18 protein-coding genes are annotated in these 19803 nt (G+C 62.7%); 12 read left to right on the plus strand and 6 right to left on the minus strand.

The annotated features are described in order from the left end of the window. The first annotated feature begins 13 nt into the window (after positions 1-13). Positions 14-1387: a magnesium transporter gene (gene mgtE, locus OXG98_12320; protein MCY3772786.1), complete on the plus strand. Its 1374-nt coding sequence runs from the start codon at positions 14-16 to the stop codon at positions 1385-1387. Between the two features lie 89 nt (positions 1388-1476). Next, positions 1477-2874 carry a YihY/virulence factor BrkB family protein gene (locus OXG98_12325; protein ID MCY3772787.1) on the plus strand — a complete coding sequence of 466 codons (1398 nt, stop codon included), beginning with the start codon at positions 1477-1479 and terminating at the stop codon, positions 2872-2874. On the opposite strand, the gene OXG98_12330 is transcribed toward OXG98_12325, so the two are convergent. Then, entirely contained in the window at positions 2871-4040 is a 1170-nt protein-coding gene (locus OXG98_12330; GenBank protein ID MCY3772788.1) for an alanine--glyoxylate aminotransferase family protein, read from the minus strand. The two genes, OXG98_12325 and OXG98_12330, sit on opposite strands and share 4 nt — an antisense overlap. Positions 4041-4048: 8 nt before the next feature. Then, the gene (locus tag OXG98_12335) at positions 4049-5239 is read right to left on the minus strand and encodes an aminotransferase class V-fold PLP-dependent enzyme (GenBank protein MCY3772789.1); all 1191 of its coding nucleotides are present in this window, start codon (positions 5237-5239) and stop codon (positions 4049-4051) included. Between the two features lie 325 nt (positions 5240-5564). On the opposite strand from OXG98_12335, the gene OXG98_12340 reads away from it, so the two are divergent. From OXG98_12340 to OXG98_12355, 4 genes are all read left to right on the plus strand, one after another. Further along, positions 5565-6323 (plus strand): aldolase/citrate lyase family protein, encoded by a 759-nt coding sequence (locus OXG98_12340; GenBank protein ID MCY3772790.1) that lies wholly within the window; start codon positions 5565-5567, stop codon positions 6321-6323. A 411-nt stretch (positions 6324-6734) separates the two neighbouring features. Next, a complete protein-coding gene (locus OXG98_12345; protein ID MCY3772791.1) occupies positions 6735-7157 on the plus strand; it encodes a hypothetical protein in 423 nt (140 codons plus the stop codon). Positions 7158-7174: 17 nt separating this feature from the next. Next, on the plus strand, positions 7175-7702 hold the full coding sequence (locus OXG98_12350; protein MCY3772792.1) for a hypothetical protein: 528 nt from the start codon (positions 7175-7177) through the stop codon (positions 7700-7702). Positions 7703-7752: 50 nt separating this feature from the next. After that, the gene (locus OXG98_12355) at positions 7753-8010 is read left to right on the plus strand and encodes a hypothetical protein (GenBank protein ID MCY3772793.1); all 258 of its coding nucleotides are present in this window, start codon (positions 7753-7755) and stop codon (positions 8008-8010) included. Between the two features lie 122 nt (positions 8011-8132). On the opposite strand, the gene OXG98_12360 is transcribed toward OXG98_12355, so the two are convergent. Beyond that, complete coding sequence (locus OXG98_12360; GenBank protein MCY3772794.1) at positions 8133-9080, minus strand: ornithine cyclodeaminase family protein; 948 nt, start codon at positions 9078-9080, stop codon at positions 8133-8135. A 246-nt stretch (positions 9081-9326) separates the two neighbouring features. Between OXG98_12360 and OXG98_12365 the strand changes: the two genes are divergently transcribed. Together OXG98_12365 and OXG98_12370 are read left to right on the plus strand one after the other, a co-directional pair. Further along, positions 9327-10562 carry an MFS transporter gene (locus OXG98_12365; GenBank protein ID MCY3772795.1) on the plus strand — a complete coding sequence of 412 codons (1236 nt, stop codon included), beginning with the start codon at positions 9327-9329 and terminating at the stop codon, positions 10560-10562. Between the two features lie 22 nt (positions 10563-10584). Then, positions 10585-11436, plus strand: a complete 852-nt coding sequence (locus OXG98_12370) for an amidohydrolase family protein (GenBank protein MCY3772796.1) — start codon at positions 10585-10587, stop codon at positions 11434-11436. Positions 11437-11472: 36 nt separating this feature from the next. On the opposite strand, the gene OXG98_12375 is transcribed toward OXG98_12370, so the two are convergent. After that, positions 11473-13290: a peptide ABC transporter substrate-binding protein gene (locus tag OXG98_12375; protein ID MCY3772797.1), complete on the minus strand. Its 1818-nt coding sequence runs from the start codon at positions 13288-13290 to the stop codon at positions 11473-11475. Positions 13291-13519: 229 nt separating this feature from the next. Between OXG98_12375 and OXG98_12380 the strand changes: the two genes are divergently transcribed. Genes OXG98_12380 through OXG98_12395 form a run of 4 tightly spaced genes read left to right on the plus strand, consistent with a single transcriptional unit; the run spans position 13520 to position 17955 of the window. Continuing rightward, positions 13520-14539 carry an aldo/keto reductase gene (locus tag OXG98_12380; protein ID MCY3772798.1) on the plus strand — a complete coding sequence of 340 codons (1020 nt, stop codon included), beginning with the start codon at positions 13520-13522 and terminating at the stop codon, positions 14537-14539. Between the two features lie 6 nt (positions 14540-14545). Next, positions 14546-15286 carry a sulfite exporter TauE/SafE family protein gene (locus OXG98_12385; GenBank protein ID MCY3772799.1) on the plus strand — a complete coding sequence of 247 codons (741 nt, stop codon included), beginning with the start codon at positions 14546-14548 and terminating at the stop codon, positions 15284-15286. 23 nt (positions 15287-15309) lie between these two features. Continuing rightward, positions 15310-16725, plus strand: coding sequence for a sulfatase-like hydrolase/transferase (locus OXG98_12390; GenBank protein ID MCY3772800.1), 1416 nt, complete (start codon positions 15310-15312; stop codon positions 16723-16725). Between the two features lie 24 nt (positions 16726-16749). Continuing rightward, positions 16750-17955, plus strand: coding sequence for an MFS transporter (locus OXG98_12395; protein ID MCY3772801.1), 1206 nt, complete (start codon positions 16750-16752; stop codon positions 17953-17955). A 4-nt stretch (positions 17956-17959) separates the two neighbouring features. Here the strand turns inward: OXG98_12395 and OXG98_12400 are convergent, their stop codons facing one another. Both OXG98_12400 and OXG98_12405 read right to left on the minus strand, forming a co-directional pair. Beyond that, positions 17960-18691, minus strand: coding sequence for a DUF1080 domain-containing protein (locus tag OXG98_12400; GenBank protein ID MCY3772802.1), 732 nt, complete (start codon positions 18689-18691; stop codon positions 17960-17962). A gap of 10 nt (positions 18692-18701) precedes the next feature. Then, the gene (locus OXG98_12405) at positions 18702-19775 is read right to left on the minus strand and encodes a M20/M25/M40 family metallo-hydrolase (GenBank protein ID MCY3772803.1); all 1074 of its coding nucleotides are present in this window, start codon (positions 19773-19775) and stop codon (positions 18702-18704) included. Between the last annotated feature and the right edge of the window lie 28 nt (positions 19776-19803).

Here is a 19803-nt window from a genome sequence, read left to right on the forward strand (position 1 = left end):
CTCGAACCGATCCATGAATTCCGACGCTAGAGATCCAGCCCGCCAGGAACCCTGGCAGAATCTCCAGGCGCTCATCCAGGCCGGCTCGAGGCACGTGCTGCCTTCATACATCGGGTCGCTTACGGCCACCGAGCTGGCGCGGGCCGTATCGCGCCTGAGCCAGGAAGAGCACACCCGGCTGCTCGGCCTCCTGTCGCCCCAGAACGCAGCCGAGTTGATCCACCGCATCGAGGACGTACAGGCGGTCGACCTGATTGAGGATCTTCCTCCCGCCGAAGCTGCGGCGATCGTGGACGAAATGTACAGCGACGCCCAGGCCGATCTGCTTGGCGATCTGAAAGACGAAGAAGCGGAAGCCATTCTCGAGGCGATGCCGGACGAAACGGCTGAGGAAGTCCGGCAACTGATGCAGTATCCGGACGAAACGGCCGGCGGCATCATGCTGACGGAGTTTGTTTCCTATCCCGTGCATCTCTCCGTCCAGGACGTGATCGACGACCTGCGGAACAGACACGAAGAATACACCGGATACGACGTCCAGTACCTGTACGTATCGGACGGGGCGAAGCTGTCGGGCGTGCTGCGGCTGCGTGACGTGCTGATGGCCCTGCCCGGACAGCAACTCACGGAAATCATGTCGGTGGGTCCCGTGAGCGTCAACGTACATACGCCGCTTGACCAGATGCGCGACCTCTTCGAGACCTATACCTACCTGGGACTTCCGGTCACGAATGACAGCGGAGAACTGGTCGGCGTGGTGCGGGCCGCCGACGTGCAGGAAAAACTGACGGAGCAGACCGAAAGCGAATTCCGAAAGACGAGCGGTATCGTAGGCGGCGAGGAACTGCGCAGCATGCCCGTTATCAAACGGGCCTCGCGCCGGCTGTCCTGGCTCAGTGTCAACGTCGTCCTGAACATCCTGGCGGCGAGCGTCATCGTCCTATACCAGGACACCCTGGAAGCGGCGATCACCCTGGCAGTCTTCCTTCCCATTATTTCGGATATGAGCGGATGCTCGGGCAACCAGGCGGTCGCGGTGAGCATCCGGGAACTGGCATTGGGGCTGGTGCGTCCCCGGGAAATCCTGCGGGTCCTCGTCAAGGAAGCCTCCGTCGGCCTCATGAACGGCGTGGTCCTCGGCGCGTTGCTTGCCGGCGCCACCCTGCTGTGGAAGGGGAACCCCTACCTGGGACTCATCGTCGGCACCGCCCTGGCGGCCAACACGCTGCTCGCGGCGTGCCTGGGTGGATGCATACCTCTCCTGCTCAGGGCGGTCAAGGCCGATCCGGCGCTGGCGTCCGGCCCCATGCTTACGACGGTAACGGACATGTGCGGCTTCTTTCTACTGCTGAGCCTCGCACAATTCGTGTTGCCGAAACTGGCCTGAAACAGACAATATGGTGTAGATTGCCGGTCATTGTGGATGACACAACGGGAAGACGACCGGTGTTCCCATCGGGTACAAGGACTTTCGCCGTGCACCGCAGCATAACCAGCACCATACATCGAATACGCAAAGCGAGCCGGTTCATCGGCAGCGAGATCTGGCACATCAACACACGCGGCCTCTCCACGCTGCACGCCGTCCTGGTGCGCATCGCAAAATCCCTGATATTCCTGTATAACCAGTTCTGGGAGGACCGCCTGCTGACCCGCGCTTCGGCCCTGACGTTCTCCAGCCTGCTCGCCCTGGTCCCGCTGCTTGCCATCGTATTCACGCTGTACCAGAGCCTGGGACTCTACGTGGACCTCCTCGAACCCACCTTGCGGGAGTGGTTGAGTCCCCTCGGAAGCAACGGCGACATCGTGGCCACGAAGATCATGGATTTCCTGGCCAACGCCCAGACCGCCACGCTGGGTTATGTCGGTTTGGTCGTCCTCATGCTCGCGGTGCTCGGCATCCTGGCGAACATCGAGGAATCCTTCAACGACATCTGGCACGTACGGCGCATGCGAAGCTGGAGACAGCGTCTGGTCAGCTACCTGGCGCTGCTGCTCATCGGACCGCTGATCATCACGGGCGTCGTAACCTTTACGGGCTCGTCGGGCAGCATCGCCATCCTGGCCTACTTCGAAAGGATCGCGGGCTTCTCGCCCTTGTCCGTCCTGCTGATCGGACTCTTTTTTTCGCTCACTATCTGGTCGGTGCCCAACACGCGGGTATCGATCCGGGCCGCCCTGGTCGGTGGCGTTATTTCGGGGCTTGGCTGGCTATGGATCAACCGGCTCTTTGCGCAGTTCATCGCGGACACGACGCAGGCGAGCGCGCGGGAGATTCTCTTCGCCGGTTTCGCCGCCCTGCCGCTATTCCTGATCTGGCTCTACCTCGGCTGGGTGATCCTGTTGCTGGGGGCCGTCCTGGCCTATTCGATCCAGAACGTGGGCACGATGGAATGGAGACAATCGGAGCGGGTCCACGGGACGGCGCTGCGGAACTACATCAACGTCCTCGCCTTCCTCTACATCATCCGCAATTACGTGGAAGAAAACCGGCCGACCAGGCTGGACCGGCTTTCCGCCCAGACCGGCGCGCCGGAGAACGTGCTTGACGAGATGCTCCTGGCTTACGTGGATTCAGGCCTGCTTTCCCGTAATTCGGGGTACCACGTCACCTACGTGCCGGCCGCCTCGCCGGCGGACATGCCCCTGCGATCTCTGCTGAACGTGCTCTACCACCCGCAACCGCTGCCCGACCGGTTCGAGAGCGTCGATCCGCTGAACACCCTGGCCCGGGACCTTCTGCAATACTACCGGACGTCCTACCACTATCCCCTCGAACAGTCCCTCACGGACACGGTACTTTCGCTCACGCCGCCACGGAAAACACCGGGCGAAAGCGACGACGGCGGCGAAAGCGACGACGGCGGCCGCTAGTAGGAAATCCCGGCCCGCCGCAACCCCTCCAGGCTGCAGCCCGGCGCCAGGTCATGGTGCATGACCGAACGGAAGAAGTCCTCCAGCCCGAGCAGGAAGGGCTCGATATACGCTTGCGAACCGGCTTTGCCCATGTGTCCCACTCGCAGCGCATCGCGAGTAAACTCACCCATGGCCTGCGCCACCAGAAAGCCGTGATGGCGCAGCAGGTAGGTTCGCAACACCGCGGCCTCGGAGACGTCCGGGTGGACCCGGAAGGTGGTCACCGTATAGGACGCGGCGGCATCGGCTACGATAGGAGTGCACCCCACGGCGCGCAGTCCGGCGCGAACCACGGACTGGGCCCACGCGTACCGGGCCCAGTGGCCTTCAAGGGTTTCCCGCTGCATGATCCGCTTCAGGCTGGCGTGCAGGGAGACGATCAGACTGCTCGCCTGTGTCGTGGGATAGGGATGCTCGCCCGAGGATTCGGACGCCCGCTTCCAGACGGCGAGGTCGTAGTACCAGCCCCTGTGCATGCTGTCCTTCCCGCGTATGATATCCCACGCCCGGTCGCTGACCGCCAGGATGCCCAGGCCCGGCGCGGTCTCCAGGGCCTTGTTAGAAGAAGTCACGGCCACGTCGATGCCCAGTTCGTCCACGGGGATGTCATAGCCGCCCAGGGCCGACACGCCGTCCACGAAAAACGGCAGGTCGAATTCACGGGCCAGGCCGGCGTAGGCCTTCAGCGGATTCCGCACCCCCGTGCCGGTGTCGTTGGCGACCACGACCAGGCCGGCGGTCCGGGGGTGGCGTTCGAGGGCGCTACGCATTTTGTCCGGATCGCCAGGCTCGCCCCAGGGGTCGTCCACGGCGATGACCTCGCTACGGAAGGCCTTCAGTATTTCGACGAGGCGATTGGCGAACGGCCCGTTGGTCACCACCGCAACCTGTTCCCCGGGCTGGAAGAGACTGCTGAGCCCCGCATCGAGCGCGCCCGAACCGGGGGCCGTCATGATGATCACGTCGTTGCGGGTCTGGAATATGGTCCGGAGCATCGATACGGTTTCTTCGTAGATGGGACCGAAGTCTTCACCGTAGTGGGGCAGCACCTGCTGGCTGAGCGCCTCCAGGGTTTCCTCCCAGATATCGATGGGACCGGGCAGCAACAATTTGGGACGGGGCATGGGCACGCTCAATCCAGGTGGACGTCGGGATACTTCGCGATGATTTCGTTGATCGCGCTGATGAACCGGTCAATGTCGTCGTAGGAATCGTAGAAATGGGTGGACACCCTGAAAAACGACTGGCCATTCACCCCGAGGGCGGTGACCTCGATCTTGTAGTCGCTCCAGAGATACTGGCATACCTTCGACAGGTCGATGCCTTCGATCGAGAAACCTGAAATGAACCCGGACATGGATTCATCCATCGGGATCGTGAGGCGGGCTCCCCGTATCCGTTCGACCGCCTGGGCCTTCAGGTACCGCGCAAGTCCGAGGCAATAGGGCCGGATCCTGCTTTCCCAGCCGATTTCCTCCTGGTAGTCGATGGCTTCGCCCAGGCCGGCGTGGTGGGTCAGGTCCCGGGTCCCGTTTACGTCATAGCGGCTGGCCGAGTCGGTTTCGCGCATGTTGTGGCCGATGATCACGGGCCGGATCCTGTAGAGGAACCCCACGCCCTTCGGTGCCAGCAGCCACTTGTGGCAACTGCTGGCGTAGAAGTCGCATCCGACTTCGGACAGGTCCAGGGGCACCATCCCCACGGCGTGCGCGCCGTCCACCATGGCCACGGCCCCGTGGCCATGGGCCAGGCGGGTCAGTTGCGTGATGGGAGCCACCAGTCCGGTCGTGAAATACACGTGGCTGAAGATCACGACGCTGGTGTTCTCCGTGATGCCCGCGGCGTAGGCATCCACGATGTCCTGCGGCGAGGTCGGCGGAATGGGCAGGGAAACATAGTTCAGGTTCAGGCCGTCCCGCTCGGCCAGCCACGTCCACAGAGCGCGGACGGCGGGGTATTCCTGGTCGCTCAGCAGCACGTCGCTGCCCCGCTCCCAGATCAGGCCCTGGCCGGGTATGTTCATGCCCATCGTCGTGTTCAGCACGAGGGCGATCCGGTCCGGCGTCGTCCCCACGAACCTGGCCAGCTTCTCCCGGGATGCCTCCACCAGGGGCCTGAGCAGGTCTCCATGCCGGCGGTTGAGCGGATCCGCCTCGAATTCCCGCATCAGGTCGATGATGCGTTCGATGACCGGCCTGGCGGAGGGACCTACCGTTCCGCCCTGCAGGTAGGTCACGTCGTCCATCAGGTAGAACTGTTTCCGGATCTCAGACCAGTACGCAGCTTCTTCGGCGGATATGGGATGCCTGGATGGTGTGGTCATGGGTAGTCCTGGATAGCGTGAATGGACGAATTGCCGACCGATACAAGACAACCCGACTATTCTAAGGACGACCCCCAATGGTGTCAAGACGATACGGTCCATTCCACCGGCTGTGGGAAATGGGAAAACACCCCCCGGCAGCGCTAGATGCCGACCGCCTCATCGGCGCCCGATATCATCCGTCTTTCCCCGGCATAAAAGCCTTGATAATGGAGGGTCACCACGTAACTTGCCCAGGTTGGTCATCCACCTTAGAGAATCAGCATGCCGGATCGTTGGCGGAAGTCCGTTGCTGTCCGGTTTATGAAAAGGAGAATCAAGGCCGATGCGAGGAAACAGGGTGCTGGAAAAACTGCGGGCCGGCGAAGTCGCCCACGTGGTCGGCGGCCACAGCCATACGGCGAATTCCATCGATTTCATGGGGCAGTTCGGTTTCGACGGCTACTGGATCGAGGGAGAACACGGGGACATCACCTTCGACCGGATCGGAGACGTATCCCGGGCCTGCGACCTGTGGAACATGGCGTCGGTGTTGCGGGTGCACGCCAATGAGACCGGGTTGATCGGCCGCACGCTGGACTGCGGGGTCAGCGGGCTGGTCGTCCCCCATGTGAGCAGCGCCGAGGCGGCGGAGCGCGTGGTGCGCGCCAGCCGGTTCGCCCCGGCCGGCATGCGGGGCATGTACTTCAACCGGCGGGGTTACGGCACCGAGAACAGCGAATTCATCGCGAAGGTGAACGATGAGATCCTCGTCATCGTCCTTATCGAAGAAATAGAGGCCGTGGAGAACCTGGACGAGATCCTCGCCGTGGACCACATCGACGTGTTCTTCGTCGCCCCGGGGGACCTGGCCCAGACCATGGGCTATCCGGGAGAGATGTACCGCCCGGAGGTGAAGAAGGTGGTATCCGATACCCTGGCGCGGATCGTCGCGGCGGGCCGGAACGCGGGGTCGCTCGTAGGCGACGAGACGTTCGAAGCGCACGCCGAGATCGGCGTCCGGTTCTTCTTCACCGTGTACGACCACTGGCTCCGGGCCGGCGCCAAAGCCTACTGGGACCGGGTCGCGGCGATGAGGAAATAGGAAAGCCACGCTGTCAGTCGATCTGCGGACACCCAATCCGCGGTCACCTTCCAGGGAGTACGGACTGGCCCGTTGCACGATTCAAAACATCCTCCAGAGGGAGGGGGGTGGCCTATGGACATTCAGTTCCCTGTCTTTTTTAGCGCAGTCCGTGTGATTTCGCGTGATCTGGCACGGGATGCAGGCAGGACCTGGCAAGGCCACTCCGGATGTAGGTCTGTACGGCGGTTTTCCACCTCCGGGTGTAGATCTGCAGAGCGGTGGCAAAACTCCGGAGTTGCAGGTCGCGGTACGGCCGTCCAGGTAGGCAACCGAGCCGGGTCCTACGACCCGCGGCGGTGGCAGGAAACGCGCCGTGCGCGTGAGGCCGGCCGGCATTGACACCGCAACCGCGGATCGGTATAGTGGCTTGTGGCCGAGTTTCTGATCATATTGGCGGTCCTGGTAGTCCTCGCGGTCCTGTGGGTTATCCGGAACGCCAACGACGGTCCGGCTCCGGATCGAATTCCCAAGGATCTCCGCCGCCGGCACGGGCTCGCGCTGCCCAGGGCACCGAATTCAACCGTGCGCGTGACGCAGCGCGTGACGCACGCCAGTCACATTTGGATCGACTTCGTGACGCTGTGCGAGCGTCCGATCCGCGGCATGGACCGGGACGCGGACCTGGCGGCGTACCGGGCCGTCGATGCATGCAACGTGGTATTTCTGAACGAATCAGACACTGCGGATCAACTCGATAGGAAAATGCACCTGGTCACGTGCCGGGTGTGTCAGAGATCTCGGGCGCTGGCGCGGCGTCTGGACGACCTCGAGCAGGGAATCACGGACAACTGAGGTCTGGAGGTGTTCAAATGATTCGGCTGGTGGTAGTGCTGTTAGTCGCGGCCGTTACGTTCACGGCAACCGGGCAGGAGGATGCTGGGGAGCTGGAAGAACTTGATGGAAAGAGAAGGCAAGGGTTATATAAGAGTAACCCGAATGAGCTCTATGTGCGTCACCTCCCTGGATCGGTTTGCGAGTATGATCAAAAAGAGGTTGAGCCGCTGATTGACGGGATACTGACGCGATCTCGTATAAAGCGAATGAGTCTAGGTGAATGGGCACGATCCAGGACGTCGTTCGATGCATCTTTGTTTTTGAGTGTAGCCGTTGGCTGCAATGATAGGTTCTTCAGCATCGATGTTCGTTTTGGACGTACTGTCTACCATCCCGATTTGTCGTCGTCAGAATGGTGGCCGTTGCGCTTCAAGATGTATCACGAGACGCCGTATGGTTCCTATGGTATACACAACGGCAACGTCGAATATCTGCAGGACGCAATTAAGGAGGGTGTGGAGAGCGCCCTGACTGACTACCTGAAAGTCAACTTCGACCTGTAATTGGCGGTATTAACACGGGATCCGCCAAACGCGCCCCTAAAGGAGGTATTTTGAAAATCGAGATGCTGGTATTACGGGATGCGGAGGTTGGACACGATGAGATTCAGGTCGGACATTCGGGGGGACAGCAATCATATGATGTTCACGCTAAAGGTGTAACAGAAATTGAAGTGCCTTCGAACGGCTTGTTTAAGGTTACGGAAAAGGAGGAGGATGGGGAAATATCGACCTGGTACATCAACGCCCAGGACGTCTTGCATTTCTTGGAGCGAGACAACGGGATACGCGAGCGGCGCCCCTGCTGCTGACGCATCCTTTCGTTCCCCGTGGATATCCGGCCGGCATTCCATCGGCGTTTCATACCGGCTCACGCCATGTTAAACGGCTGGGCCGATGACTTCTCATCTGCCAGGCAGTCACCCGCCCACCGTCACCCGATCCGCTGACCCACACCTTCGGCTTTCGCCCGCTCATAAACGACCGCGGCCACGGCCACGTCCTCCACGGCCAGGCCCTGGGATTCGAAGAGCGTAATGTCGGCGGGCTCGATGCGTCCTGGCACGTGGCCGGCGACCACGTCGGCCAGTTCGTGTATGCGGTCCCAGTGAAGGATTCCCTTCTCCACAGGCTCGAGCAAGTCTCCGCACTCCACTTTCGCCTGCTCCCTGGAATCGACGGCCACCACCCTGGCCCGCCGAACCGTTTCCACGTCGATCTCGCTGCGAACGAGCGCGTTGGAACCGGCGGCGTTCACGTGGGCGCCGGGCGTCAGCCACGCGCCTTCCAGCACCGGCTGTGCCGAACTGGTGATCGTAATCACCACATCCGCTTGCTCCACGCAGGCACAGGCCGATTCGACCGGATATACCCGCACCCCGAGGGCCTCGCTCATCTCCCGGCTAAAAGTCTCCCGTCGTGCCCGGTCCCGCCCGAAGGCCTTAACGGAGGTCACCGCGCGTACGCCGCAGACCGCCGCAAGCTGGCTTCGGGCCTGCCACCCCGTACCGATGACGCCCACGATTTCCGCGTCTTGCCGGGCCATGTACTTCGTCGCCACGCCGCTCGCCGCGCCCGTTCGCATCTGCCCGAGGCGGTCGGCCTCAATCGCGGCCAGCGGTTCCCCCGTGTCCTCCTGGAAGAGCACCACGACGAACTTCGCGCCGTGCCGCGTGGTCGTATAGGCTTTCAGCCCGGTTAGATTCAACGCCGGAATCCCCCCGGACATGACGTGGAGCGTATGGCCCGGCAGCCGGACCCTGGAACGGGGGATGTTCACCGCATTCCCCGTTCCGAGCCCGCTGAAGGCCTGTTCGACCGCGCGCAGCGCGTCGTGCATGGACAGCAAGCGGCCAACCTGGTCTTCGTTGATGAACAGCATGTCTTGTACTCCGTTCGGATGAATGCGAGCCGGCGCCAGGAAGCCAGCGCCCGGCAGTCGGCGCCCGGAAGCGGGCGCCCGGACGCCATGATATCAGGTATGTCGACGAGGTGTCAAGACCAATGTCCCGGCGGCGGTTCGCGGGACGCGTGCCCTGGCAGGACGCGTACCGCGCCGAGCCCGGCCTCCTCGACAGCCGCTGCGCGCCTTGACAGCCACTGACCACATGGTATCTTCAGTTTCGTCATGCCGCTGACCCTCCAAGCCGTACGAAACCGGTTTCCCGCACTCCAATACCGCGATTTCCGACTGCTGTGGTCCGGCCAGGTCGTTTCACTCACCGGATCCCGCATGCAGCAGACCGCCGTGCTGTGGCACATGTATCAGTTGACCGAATCCGCGTATGCTCTTGGCGCGATGGCGGTTATACGACTCATTCCTATCCTGGTCCTTTCCCCGTTGGCCGGAGTGATCGCAGACACCCACGACCGCCGGCGCGTTCTGCTCATCGCCCAATGCGGCCTCGCCCTTATCAGTACCACGCTGGCATGGATTACGTGGTCAAGACAGGATTCCGCAACGGCACTCTACGTAATCACCGCCATCAGCGCGGGGATCGGATGCTTCAGCAGTCCGGCCAAGAACGCCATGGTGCCCAACCTCGTATCCCGGCGGCATCTCGCCAACGCTATGAGTATCAATATCACTGCGTCCCACGTGGCATCGGTGACCGGGCCGGGCGTGGCCGGCCTGATCCTGGCCACGGGTTCCATCGCGACCGTCTACTGGATCAACTCCGTTTCCTTCGCCTTCATGATCGTGCCGATCCTGATGATGCGCACCGTCCACCGGAGCATCGGGGGCGTGACGCGGGTCAGCTTCGCCGCGGCCCTCGACGGACTCCGGTTCATTAAGCGTTCGCCCATCATCCGTTCGGCTATGGTGCTGGATTTCACCGCCACCTTCTTCGCTTCCGCCACCTCGCTGCTGCCCATCTTCGCTACGGAAGTGCTGGGCGTGGGGGAACGGGGATACGGCCTGCTCTCGGCTGCCCCGGCGATCGGCGCCGTGCTGACCGGCGCGCTCATGTCCACCTTCCCCGTGATCTCCGGCCAGGGCCGGCTGCTGTTCAAGGCGGTGGGGTGCTATGCGCTGGCCACGGTGGTCTTCGGCATTTCATCCAGCTTCTGGCTCACCTTCGCGGCGCTGCTGCTGACCGGCGCCTTCGACACGATAAGCATGGTGCTGCGCCATACCATCATGCAGCTTTCGACCCCGGACGAACTGCGCGGCCGAATGACCTCGGTAAACATGATGTTCGTCATGGGAGGGCCCCGGCTCGGCGAGGCCGAAGCCGGACTGGTGGCTGGACTCGCCGGCGCGCCGTTCTCCGTCGTCACGGGCGGGATCGGCTGCCTTGCGGCCGTCGCCGTCATCGCCTGGCGGTCGCCCGCGCTGAGAAGGTACGACGGCCAGCGATAGCCTGAACCCAGGAGGATGTTTAATGATTTACGATGTGCATTCCCATGCCTGGAGGTATCCCGACCACTTCAACGACACCTTTCGGGAGCAGGCCATTCGCATGCGGGGCTATGAACTGGACCTGACGCCGTCGTACGAAAGCTATCTAGCCTCGGCCCGGAACGCCGGAGCACCCGTGAAGACCGTGGTCTTCGGCGGAAAGGCTAGGCTGTCGGGGCTGTGGACGCCCGACCGCTACGTAGCGGAGTACTGCGCGGCGTACCCCGATCAGACGATTCCTTTCATGTCGCTGGACCCCACCCAGGACGGCTGGAAAGAGGAAATGGCTGAAGGCCGGGAGCACCTGGGCATGCGGGGCATCAAGCTGCTGCCCATGTACGCCGGGTTCTATCCCCAGGACCCTGAACTCGACGACCTGTGGCGCTACGCCGCCCGGCACGGACTGCCCGTCCTGCTGCACACCGGCACCACGTTCGTGGACCAGGCGCCGCTGGACTGCACCCTGCCCCGGCACCTGGACGCCGTCGCCATCAAGCATCCCGACTGCAGGATCATCATGGCCCACCTCGGTCATCCCTACGAAGGTGAAACCGTGGCGGTCATCCGCAAGCACCCCAACGTATACGCCGATATCTCGGGGCTGCATTACCGTCCCTTCCAGTTTTATCACAGTCTCATGCTCGTCCAGGAATACGGGGTATGGAATAAGCTGCTCTTCGGCACCGATTACCCGGTCACGACGGTGGACGACACGCTCCGCGACCTGCGCGGCCTGAACACCATGCTCGAGGGTACGAAACTGCCCCGCCTGAACGAAGCGGAAATGGAAAGGATGATTCACCGGGACGCGGGGGAGATACTGGGCATTGGTTGACCGGCCGAGCCGCGGCCGACCCGCACGCAGCGCGCATCAGTCCTCGCCGGTCAGCCACTGCCAGAACCGGAAGGGCTTCGGTTCGTTCTTCGTGGGATCCTTCAATATGTCTTTCGTGATATAGAGCTCAGTCTGCAGATTGGACATGAGCTCGCCCCGCCAGGCCCGGTAACCCCACCTGTTGGGCTCCAGGGCATCTCCCTTGATAAAGGGCTTCCACATCTGGTTGATCCGGATGTACCACAGGAATATCCCCCCGGCTTCATCGACGAGGATACGCTCGGCGTCCCTGTACATGGCCATACGCCGGCCGGGATCGCCCACCAGTTCGTTGGCCCGCCGCACGAGGCCTTCGAAATGGTCGTTGTGCCAGGCGTGGCGCCCGTTGGAAAGCCAGATGGTCAGCAGGTTGCCCGCGTCTATGAAGTCGTATTGGTAGGGGACCATACCGAGGGTCAGTTCCCGTGCGCTCATGGCGTCCAGGTAGACCTTGCGCTCCACGTTGCGCACGCCCACATCCAGTCCCAGGTGCTGATTCAGCATGGCCTGCACCGCCTCAGCGGCCGTCCGGATGTTGGCGGCCTCCCCGCGCAGCCAGATGTTCACCTCCGGAAAACCGTGGCCGCCGGGATAGCCGGCCTCGGCCAGATAGCGCCTTGCCAGTTCGGGTTCGAACCGCTGCAGCGGGGCCAGTTCCTCCGAGCTGGAACCCGGGAACCCGGGCGGCAGCATGGAGGAAGCCGGTATGCCCACGTCGCGCATGGCCGACTTCATGATGGCGTCGACGTCGATGGCATGGGCGAAGGCCTTGCGCACGCGGACGTCGTCGAAGGGTGGATTATAGGTGTCCAGCATCAGGTAATACGTGGCGAAGTCCGTGTAGGCATTGAGTTGTTCGCGCAAGACCGGATCCGCCTTGATCCGGTTGATCTCGGCCTGGTTGGTCAGGGGGACATAATCCACCTCGCCGGCCTCGTACGCCGAAAGGAACTGGGGCGGCACGGCGAGGTTGTACAATCTGGCCACGACCCGCTCGAGCATGGGCTTGATGGGACCCCGGTAGTTGTGGTTGATGCCGAGCACGATGCGGTCGCCCTTGATCCATTCGACCAGGCGGTAGGGTCCGCTGCCGAAATGGGTTTCGGGCCGCGTCGCCCATTCGGGGCCGTATTTGTCGAACAGGTGGGTCGGGGATACCCAGCTTTTGGCAAGCAGGAGCGGGAGATAGGGCGTGGGACGTTCCGTCGTGAAGGCCACGGTGTGCTCGTCAAGCGCCTTGACGCCCAGAGAGTCGAGGGGCTGGCGTCCACCGACGACGTCGGTCCAGTTCTTGATCGAGCGGAAGTACCATTCGAAGTCGAAGCCCGTCTCGGGATTCGCCCAGCGGCGGAAGGTGGCCTCGTAGTCCCGGGCCGTTAGCGGATGGCCGTCCGCGAAGATCATCCCCTCCCGTATTTGGTACGTCCAGGTCAGCCCGTCATCGGACAGTTCCCATGAAGTGGCGCCGGCCGGAAGCAGGTTGAAATCCCGGTCCACGCGGGCGAGCGGCTCGGCCACCAGGCCCACCCCCCAGGCCTGTTTATAGGTTGAAGTACCCCGGTCGAGATACCGGTTGTCGGGCGAAAACTGGGTGAGAACCTGGAGATCCGGCGCCGCGGCATCGGGCGGGAGCTTGACGCCGAATGAGTTAACATACCGATCCGTTCCACCAGGATCCGATACATCGCCATCCTGTAACGCGAGAACGGAGAGGCTGGTCAGCACGAGGGCGACCCCGAGCAGAGGCAGAACGGCCGCCGGACGCATGCGCCCCACCCACCGCCGGATGGCCGCGACCTGGGCAAATCGGAACAAGGGCATTGCCCCTTAGTCTACGGATTGGAAATTGAAAAGAAATCGCAGGTGAATCTTAAGGAAATCCGACGGGGCTGTCAATGGTTTCATCCCGGTACAGCCGCCATAAAACAGGTGACACGAAGCACGCGGGCATTTAACCTATACGGGTTCCGACCGGGATGTGACGGCCTTCCGTCTCGACGGCCAGCCGGGCCCGATGGATGGATTCCACAGAAAGGAAAACAGTATGCCTATAGCCACGAGACAACTGGGGACCACAAACGCCCACGTAACCGAACTCGGATTCGGCAGCGCGCCACTGGGAGACCTGTTCCAGCCCGTCACGGACGCGAAATCGCGCGCCACGCTACGGGCGGCCTGGAGAGCCGGTATCCGCTACTACGACACCTCACCGTGGTACGGCTACGGCAAGAGCGAATTGAGGCTGGGTGAATTGCTCCGCCAGAAAACCCACGGATCCTACGTGGTGTCCACCAAGGTCGGCCGCGTGTTCAAGGCGACCCGGGATCTCAAGAACTTCGATTACGGTTTCTGGTGCGGGGGACTGCCCTTCGACCACGTTTACGATTACAGCTACGACGGTATCATGCGGTCCTACGAAGACAGCCTGATCCGTTTCGGGATCCACCGTATCGACCTGCTGCTGATCCACGACCTGGATCCCTTCTACCACAACGAGGCCCAGATCCAGGCTTATCTCCATCAGTTGTTCACCAGCGGCTGGCGCGCGCTGGCGGAACTCAAGGCCTCGGGCGATATCAAGGGCGTAGGCGCCGGCCTGAACAAGACCGGGATGATGCTGCGCTTCCTGGAACTTATGCCGCTGGACTTCTTCATCGTGGCCATGCCGTATACATTGCTTGACCAGGACGCCCTCGACCGGGAACTGCCCCGATGCGAAGAGGACGGTATCGGTATCGTGATCGGCGCCGTCTTCGCGTCCGGCATCCTGGTCACCGGCCCGACGGAGACATCGACCTACGGTTACTATCCCGCGACGCCGGAGATCATGGAGAAGACCCGCCGCATCCAGGCCGCATGCGAACGGCACGGCGTCCCCCTGGCCGCGGCGGCCCTTCAGTTTCCCCTGTTCCACCCGGCCGTCGCGTCCGTCATCCCCGGTGCGGTCAAACCGGAGTACGTGGAGTCGAACATCGCGAATTTCCAGCATGCCATTCCGGTGGACCTGTGGGCTGAGCTCAAATCGGACGGGCTGATGCGCGAAGACGCTCCGACTCCAGGGTAACCGTCCATGGATTTTGAACTCTGGCAGCTGTTCCTGCTCGCCGGCGTGGGCGTTCTTTCCGGGTTTCTGAATGTCATCGCCGGCGGGGGGTCTCTGCTGGCCCTCCCCGTCCTCATTTTCATGGGACTGCCGGGCAACGTGGCCAACGGCACCAACCGCGTGGCCATCGTCGCTCAGAACGCGTCCGCCGTCACCAGCTTCTTTAAAAAGGGATACGCTGAACTGCGGATCATGCTGACCCTGGCGCTCTGCGCCGTACCGGGGGCGGCGATGGGGGCGTACCTGGGGACCCAGGTCAGCGGCGAACTGTTCAACAGGATCCTCGGCGGCCTGATGATTCTGCTGCTGGTCCTGATGAGCAGGAAACAGCGGGACGAGACCGAAACCGAAAAGCCCCAAAGACTCGTCCTGGGACATCTTCTTATGGTCGCGGTGGGTTTCTACGGCGGGTTCATCCAGGCCGGCGTCGGGTTCTTTCTCATGGCCGTGCTCTACCGTGTCGTCGGCCTCGACCTCGTCCGCGTGAATGCCTTCAAGGTTTTCATCATCGGCATTTACACCCTGGTCGCACTGGCCATCTTCGCGGACAAGGGCCAGGTGCTCTGGCTCGTCGGGGCCAGCCTGGCCGTGGGCACCACGGTCGGCGGATGGCTCGGCGCGCATTTCACCGTCAAGCGGGGCGAACGACTGATCCGCGTCGTCCTGAACGTGGTATTGATCGTCATGGCCGTACGGCTTCTGCTCTGACTCCCATCGCACCGGAGTTCATCGTGATCGACTCCGCAAGCCCATCCCGTCCGAATGTCGTTCTGTGCATCTGTGACCAGTTGCGCGCGTTCGAAGTGGGATGCTACGGTAACGCGGTCGTCCGGACGCCCCACCTGGACCGCCTGGCGTCCGAAGGCGTCCGCTTCGAAACGGCGGTAAGCAACAACCCCGTTTGCATGCCCGCGAGATCATGTCTCATATCGGGCCAGTACAGCCGGACCTGCATGGGCACGCTGGGCAACTACACGGAGCGGCGGGAGGATGGATCGACGACGATGCCCGAATATCCGGCTGGCTGGCGCCCTCACCTGCCCGCGCCGACGCTGCCCGAGATGTTCGGGACCCTGGGATACGATACGGCGCTGATCGGGAAATGGCATATTCATTCCGCTCCCGGATCGCTGGGATTCGACTACAGCCTGTACCCGCGGGTCCACCACCGCCACACCGGACAATCCTTCGTGGAAAACGACGGCGAGGAGTTCCAGGTGAAGGGCTTCAGCGTCCGCTTCGAATCAGATCAGGTCGGCGGCTACTTGAGAGACCGCGAGAAACAGGAGAAGCCCTTTTTCCTCTACTACAGCATCTCTCCACCCCATATGCCCGTCACGGACGCGCCGGAAACATACCTGGAAATGTACGATCCCGATGACATCCCCTTGCGGCCCAATGTCTTCCGGGACGGTCGCCTGCCGTACGACGAGCATTGGTTCAAAGTCTACCTCTGGGACTTTCTCTTCTACGAGCAGAACCTGCCGTTCACGCGTATCCTCCCCGACGGATTCGACCTGCGGCATCTGATCGCCCTCTACTACGGCATGACGACATGGGTTGACGACATGGTCGGCCGGCTCATGCATTTTCTCCGGACTTACCATCTCGCGGAAAACACCATCGTCCTTTTCCTCTCCGACCACGGCGACAACCTGGGCAGCCACCATCTGTTCAACAAGGGGCAACTGGTCGAAGAGTCCATCCGCATACCGCTGATCTTTCACGCTCCTAACCGGTTGAACCCACGGGTCGATGCGACCTCGACGGCCCAGATCATCGACGTCATGCCCACCCTCCTCTCGTTCTGCGGAGGAGCCGTTCCCGCCCACGTCCAGGGGCGGAATCTGTCGACGGCCGTTTCTGGTCACGACGTCCCGGAAGGGGATGACGGCGTATACGTGGAGACTTCACGGGGCCAGGTCGGGCTGCGCACGTCGAGCCACACATACGGGATTCGCGTCGATCCAAAAGACGGCCGGGTCCTGGACGACCGGGATTGCTTCTTCGACCTGCGGACCGATCCCTACCAGTTGTCCAACCTGCGGGAATCCCGTCGCGACACGGGGCTGGCGGCCGGTCTCCGGGACCGGGTGCTCACCTGGCACCACGAAACGCCGTGGATGGACAGCGGGGCGTTCGCGTAACATACATTTCGACAGGAACGTCATATGACCGAGGCGAGCCGGGAAGGAAGCAACCGTCTGATCGCGGTGTTGTTCGGCGTCATGTTCGTGGCCGTCGCCGACAACCAGATGATCTCTCCGCTCCTGCCCGACCTGATTTCCGCCTTCGGCATGGGCGCCGGGCAGGCCGGGTTGCTGGTTTCGGTTTACGCCATCGCCGCGGCCGCCGTTTCCTTCGCACTCGGGCCGCTGTCGGACAGGACGGGACGAAGGAAAATGCTCGTCGCCGCGCTTATGGTCTTCACCGCTGCGACTCTGCTGTGCGGCCTGGCGTGGAACTATGCGTCGCTGGTGGCCTTCCGCGCCGTCACCGGAGCGGCCGCGGGGACCCTTTCGCTCAACATTACCGCGTGTATCGGGGATCACTTTCTTTACAGACGGCGGGGCGCCGCCATGGGATTGGTCATGTCCGGTTACTTCGCGGCCATGATCCTGGGCGTGCCGGCAGGGGCCTTTGTCGCGGAGGCCTGGTCCTGGCGGTGGGCCTTCGGTGCTTTCGCCGGGGCGGGATTGCTGCTATGGGCGCCGGCCATGGCTATCATACCTTCCCGCGTCCTCGCCGTCGGTGGCATTTCCGTAATCGACATGGTAAGGGGCTACGGCCGCTTTCTCGCGCGCACCGGCCCCCTGGCGGTGATCGCGGCGTCCTTTCTCGTGTCGGCTTCCACGGTCGGATTCATCACCTTCGTGGGGACGTGGCTGCGGGACGCCTACGGGCTTTCAACCGACTGGATCGGCCTGGTATTCCTCTTCAGCGGCCTGGGTGCGCTGCTGGGCAGCCCGCTGGCCGGATATCTCTCGGACCGCGTGGGAAAGCGGGGAATCGTGGTGGTTAGCGGACTGGTAATGGCGATTCTGCTGGCCGGAATCCCGTGGATCACCGACCGGCTGCCGGTGGTGTTCGCCGGATTCATCCTCACCGGCATCGCCGGAGCCTTTCGCCACGCACCGTTTCAGGCGCTCGTCACGGCCATGGCAACCGATGAGGAACGCGGCACCCTCATCGCGCTCAAGAACACCGTGGCGGAATTCGGCATCGCCGGCGGTACAGCCCTATGCGGCGTACTGTACGTCGTCTTCGGATACCCCTCCGTCGGAGCGGCCTGCGGCGTCATGGCCGCCGCCGCGTCCTTCGTCATCCTGGTCTGGGTGGGCGAGCTAGGCGGCCCAGGCGAGTCCGGGGAGGCCTGAAGCATCAGGTTTCGTCGTAGGCGGTAAGACGTCTCACCCAGATGTTGCGGAACCGGACGGGATTGCCGTGATCCTGAAGCTGCAGGGGACCCGTCACAGGGTGGGGCGTATCGTAGTTCGCAAGGTCCCGGTGCCCGGTGGGACCGACGGACCGCTGGCGGTGATGCACCACGACGCCGTTGTGGATGACCGTCAAATGCGTGCCCTTGACCAGCCTGTCGCCGTCCCACGAAGGCGATTCGAAGATGATGTCGTAGCTCTGCCATTCGCCCGGTCCCCGGCTGGCATTGACCAGGGGAGGGTACTGGCCGTAAATGGCCGAGGCGGAACCGTCGGCATAGGTTCGGTTGTTGAAGCTGTCCAGCACCTGGACTTCATACAGCCCGAGCAGGAACACGCCGCTGTTGCCCCGGCCCTGGCTGTCTCCCACCACCTCTTCCGGCGTGGCCCATTCGAGATGCAGCTGGCAGTCGCCGAAATGCGCGCGGGTCGAGATATCTCCGGAACCGTTGACCTCCATGTAACCGTTTTCCACCTTCCAGGACGCGGGGCCTCCGTTCCGGCCGACCCACTGGTCGAGATCCGATCCATCGAAAAGCACGGCCGCGTCAGAAGGAGGGCTCCCGGCAGCGCCGCCCGGCGTGACCACGCGGGGCTGGGGCCGATCGCCGTCGTGAACGCGCCAGGTGCCGCCCGGGATTTCGGGTGTGTCGCTGTAACCAACGGAATCCGCCATGGATCGACTCCTATAGGCAAACTTCGTGAATCATGCGTGAGTAAATGTCCACCGCTTCGTAGAGTTGCGGTATTTCCACGTATTCGCCCACCGTATGGGCCTGTTCGATACTGCCGGGCCCCAGGACCACCATCTCCAGCTGCTCCCTGAAATGAGGGGCGTCGGTCCCGTAGGGCACGGTCTCCGGCCGCTTGCCACCAGTGACTTCCGATGCCAGTTGCACGATGGGATTCGCGGGATCGGCGTAGAAGGGGCGGGAAATAGTGCTCGTGACCTCGAAGCCGTAGCTCCTGGCCCGTGTAACCAGTTCATCCACCAGTTCATCGCTGTGATCGTCCGGCATCGTGCGGAAGCAGACGTGACAGGTCGACCGTGCCGCGGAGACATTCTGCTTCGTGTCGTAGTCGGTGATCACCATGTTGAACCCGTTGGAAGGCGGATTGAATTCCGCGTTCAGGAACCGTTCGTCTTCTTTGATCCGTTCCGCCAGTTCGGCCATTTCCGCCAGGAAGGGGGCGATCTTGAAATTGGCGGATTCCCCCAGGCCCGTGCTGGTGTGGGCCGCCCGCCCGTGGGCCGTCACCACGACGTGTGCCGCGCCCTTGTGGGCGTACACCGGCGTCAGGCTGGTCGGCTCGGCCACCACGCCGTAGGTGGGACGAACGGCGCCCATGATGCGGGATTCCGTGGCGACCTGATGTGCTCCGCCGCCGCCCACTTCTTCGTCGGCCGTGGCCACCACCACCAGCGGTTTCTTCAGGCGGTCCGCATCCACGCGCGCTGCGGCGATCATGGTGCATGCCAGCGGTCCCTTCATGTCGCAGCTGCCACGGCCCAGCAACCGGTCGCCTTCGACCACGCCGTGATAGGCGTCCCAGTCCTGCTCCTGCCCCGGGACCGTATCCGTGTGGGACAGGAAGGCCAGGCCGCCTTCGCCTTCTCCCTTGCGTCCGACGAGGCTGACTTTCAGTTCGCCGTTTTCATCCTCGTAGGACAGCCGTTCCACTTCGAGACCGCATGCCTTCATGCGTTCTTCGACCAGGTCGGATATGGCGGCGTTGCTCCACCGGCTGACGGATTTCACATCAACGAATTCCTGTGTCATTTCAACT

This window comes from Gemmatimonadota bacterium, assembly GCA_026706345.1.
Classification (GTDB): Bacteria; JAAXHH01; JAAXHH01; order JAAXHH01; family JAAXHH01; genus JAAXHH01.

What these genes read in the sequence shown, in the direction of transcription:
- mgtE (MCY3772786.1), top strand. Translation starts at nt 14, where the DNA reads ATGAATTCCGACGCTAGAGATCCAGCCCGCCAGGAACCCTGGCAGAAT.
- OXG98_12330 (MCY3772788.1), bottom strand. Translation starts at nt 4,040, where the DNA reads ATGCCCCGTCCCAAATTGTTGCTGCCCGGTCCCATCGATATCTGGGAG.
- OXG98_12335 (MCY3772789.1), bottom strand. Translation starts at nt 5,239, where the DNA reads ATGACCACACCATCCAGGCATCCCATATCCGCCGAAGAAGCTGCGTAC.
- OXG98_12340 (MCY3772790.1), top strand. Translation starts at nt 5,565, where the DNA reads ATGCGAGGAAACAGGGTGCTGGAAAAACTGCGGGCCGGCGAAGTCGCC.
- OXG98_12350 (MCY3772792.1), top strand. Translation starts at nt 7,175, where the DNA reads ATGATTCGGCTGGTGGTAGTGCTGTTAGTCGCGGCCGTTACGTTCACG.
- OXG98_12360 (MCY3772794.1), bottom strand. Translation starts at nt 9,080, where the DNA reads ATGCTGTTCATCAACGAAGACCAGGTTGGCCGCTTGCTGTCCATGCAC.
- OXG98_12365 (MCY3772795.1), top strand. Translation starts at nt 9,327, where the DNA reads ATGCCGCTGACCCTCCAAGCCGTACGAAACCGGTTTCCCGCACTCCAA.
- OXG98_12370 (MCY3772796.1), top strand. Translation starts at nt 10,585, where the DNA reads ATGATTTACGATGTGCATTCCCATGCCTGGAGGTATCCCGACCACTTC.
- OXG98_12380 (MCY3772798.1), top strand. Translation starts at nt 13,520, where the DNA reads ATGCCTATAGCCACGAGACAACTGGGGACCACAAACGCCCACGTAACC.
- OXG98_12385 (MCY3772799.1), top strand. Translation starts at nt 14,546, where the DNA reads ATGGATTTTGAACTCTGGCAGCTGTTCCTGCTCGCCGGCGTGGGCGTT.
- OXG98_12395 (MCY3772801.1), top strand. Translation starts at nt 16,750, where the DNA reads ATGACCGAGGCGAGCCGGGAAGGAAGCAACCGTCTGATCGCGGTGTTG.
- OXG98_12400 (MCY3772802.1), bottom strand. Translation starts at nt 18,691, where the DNA reads ATGGCGGATTCCGTTGGTTACAGCGACACACCCGAAATCCCGGGCGGC.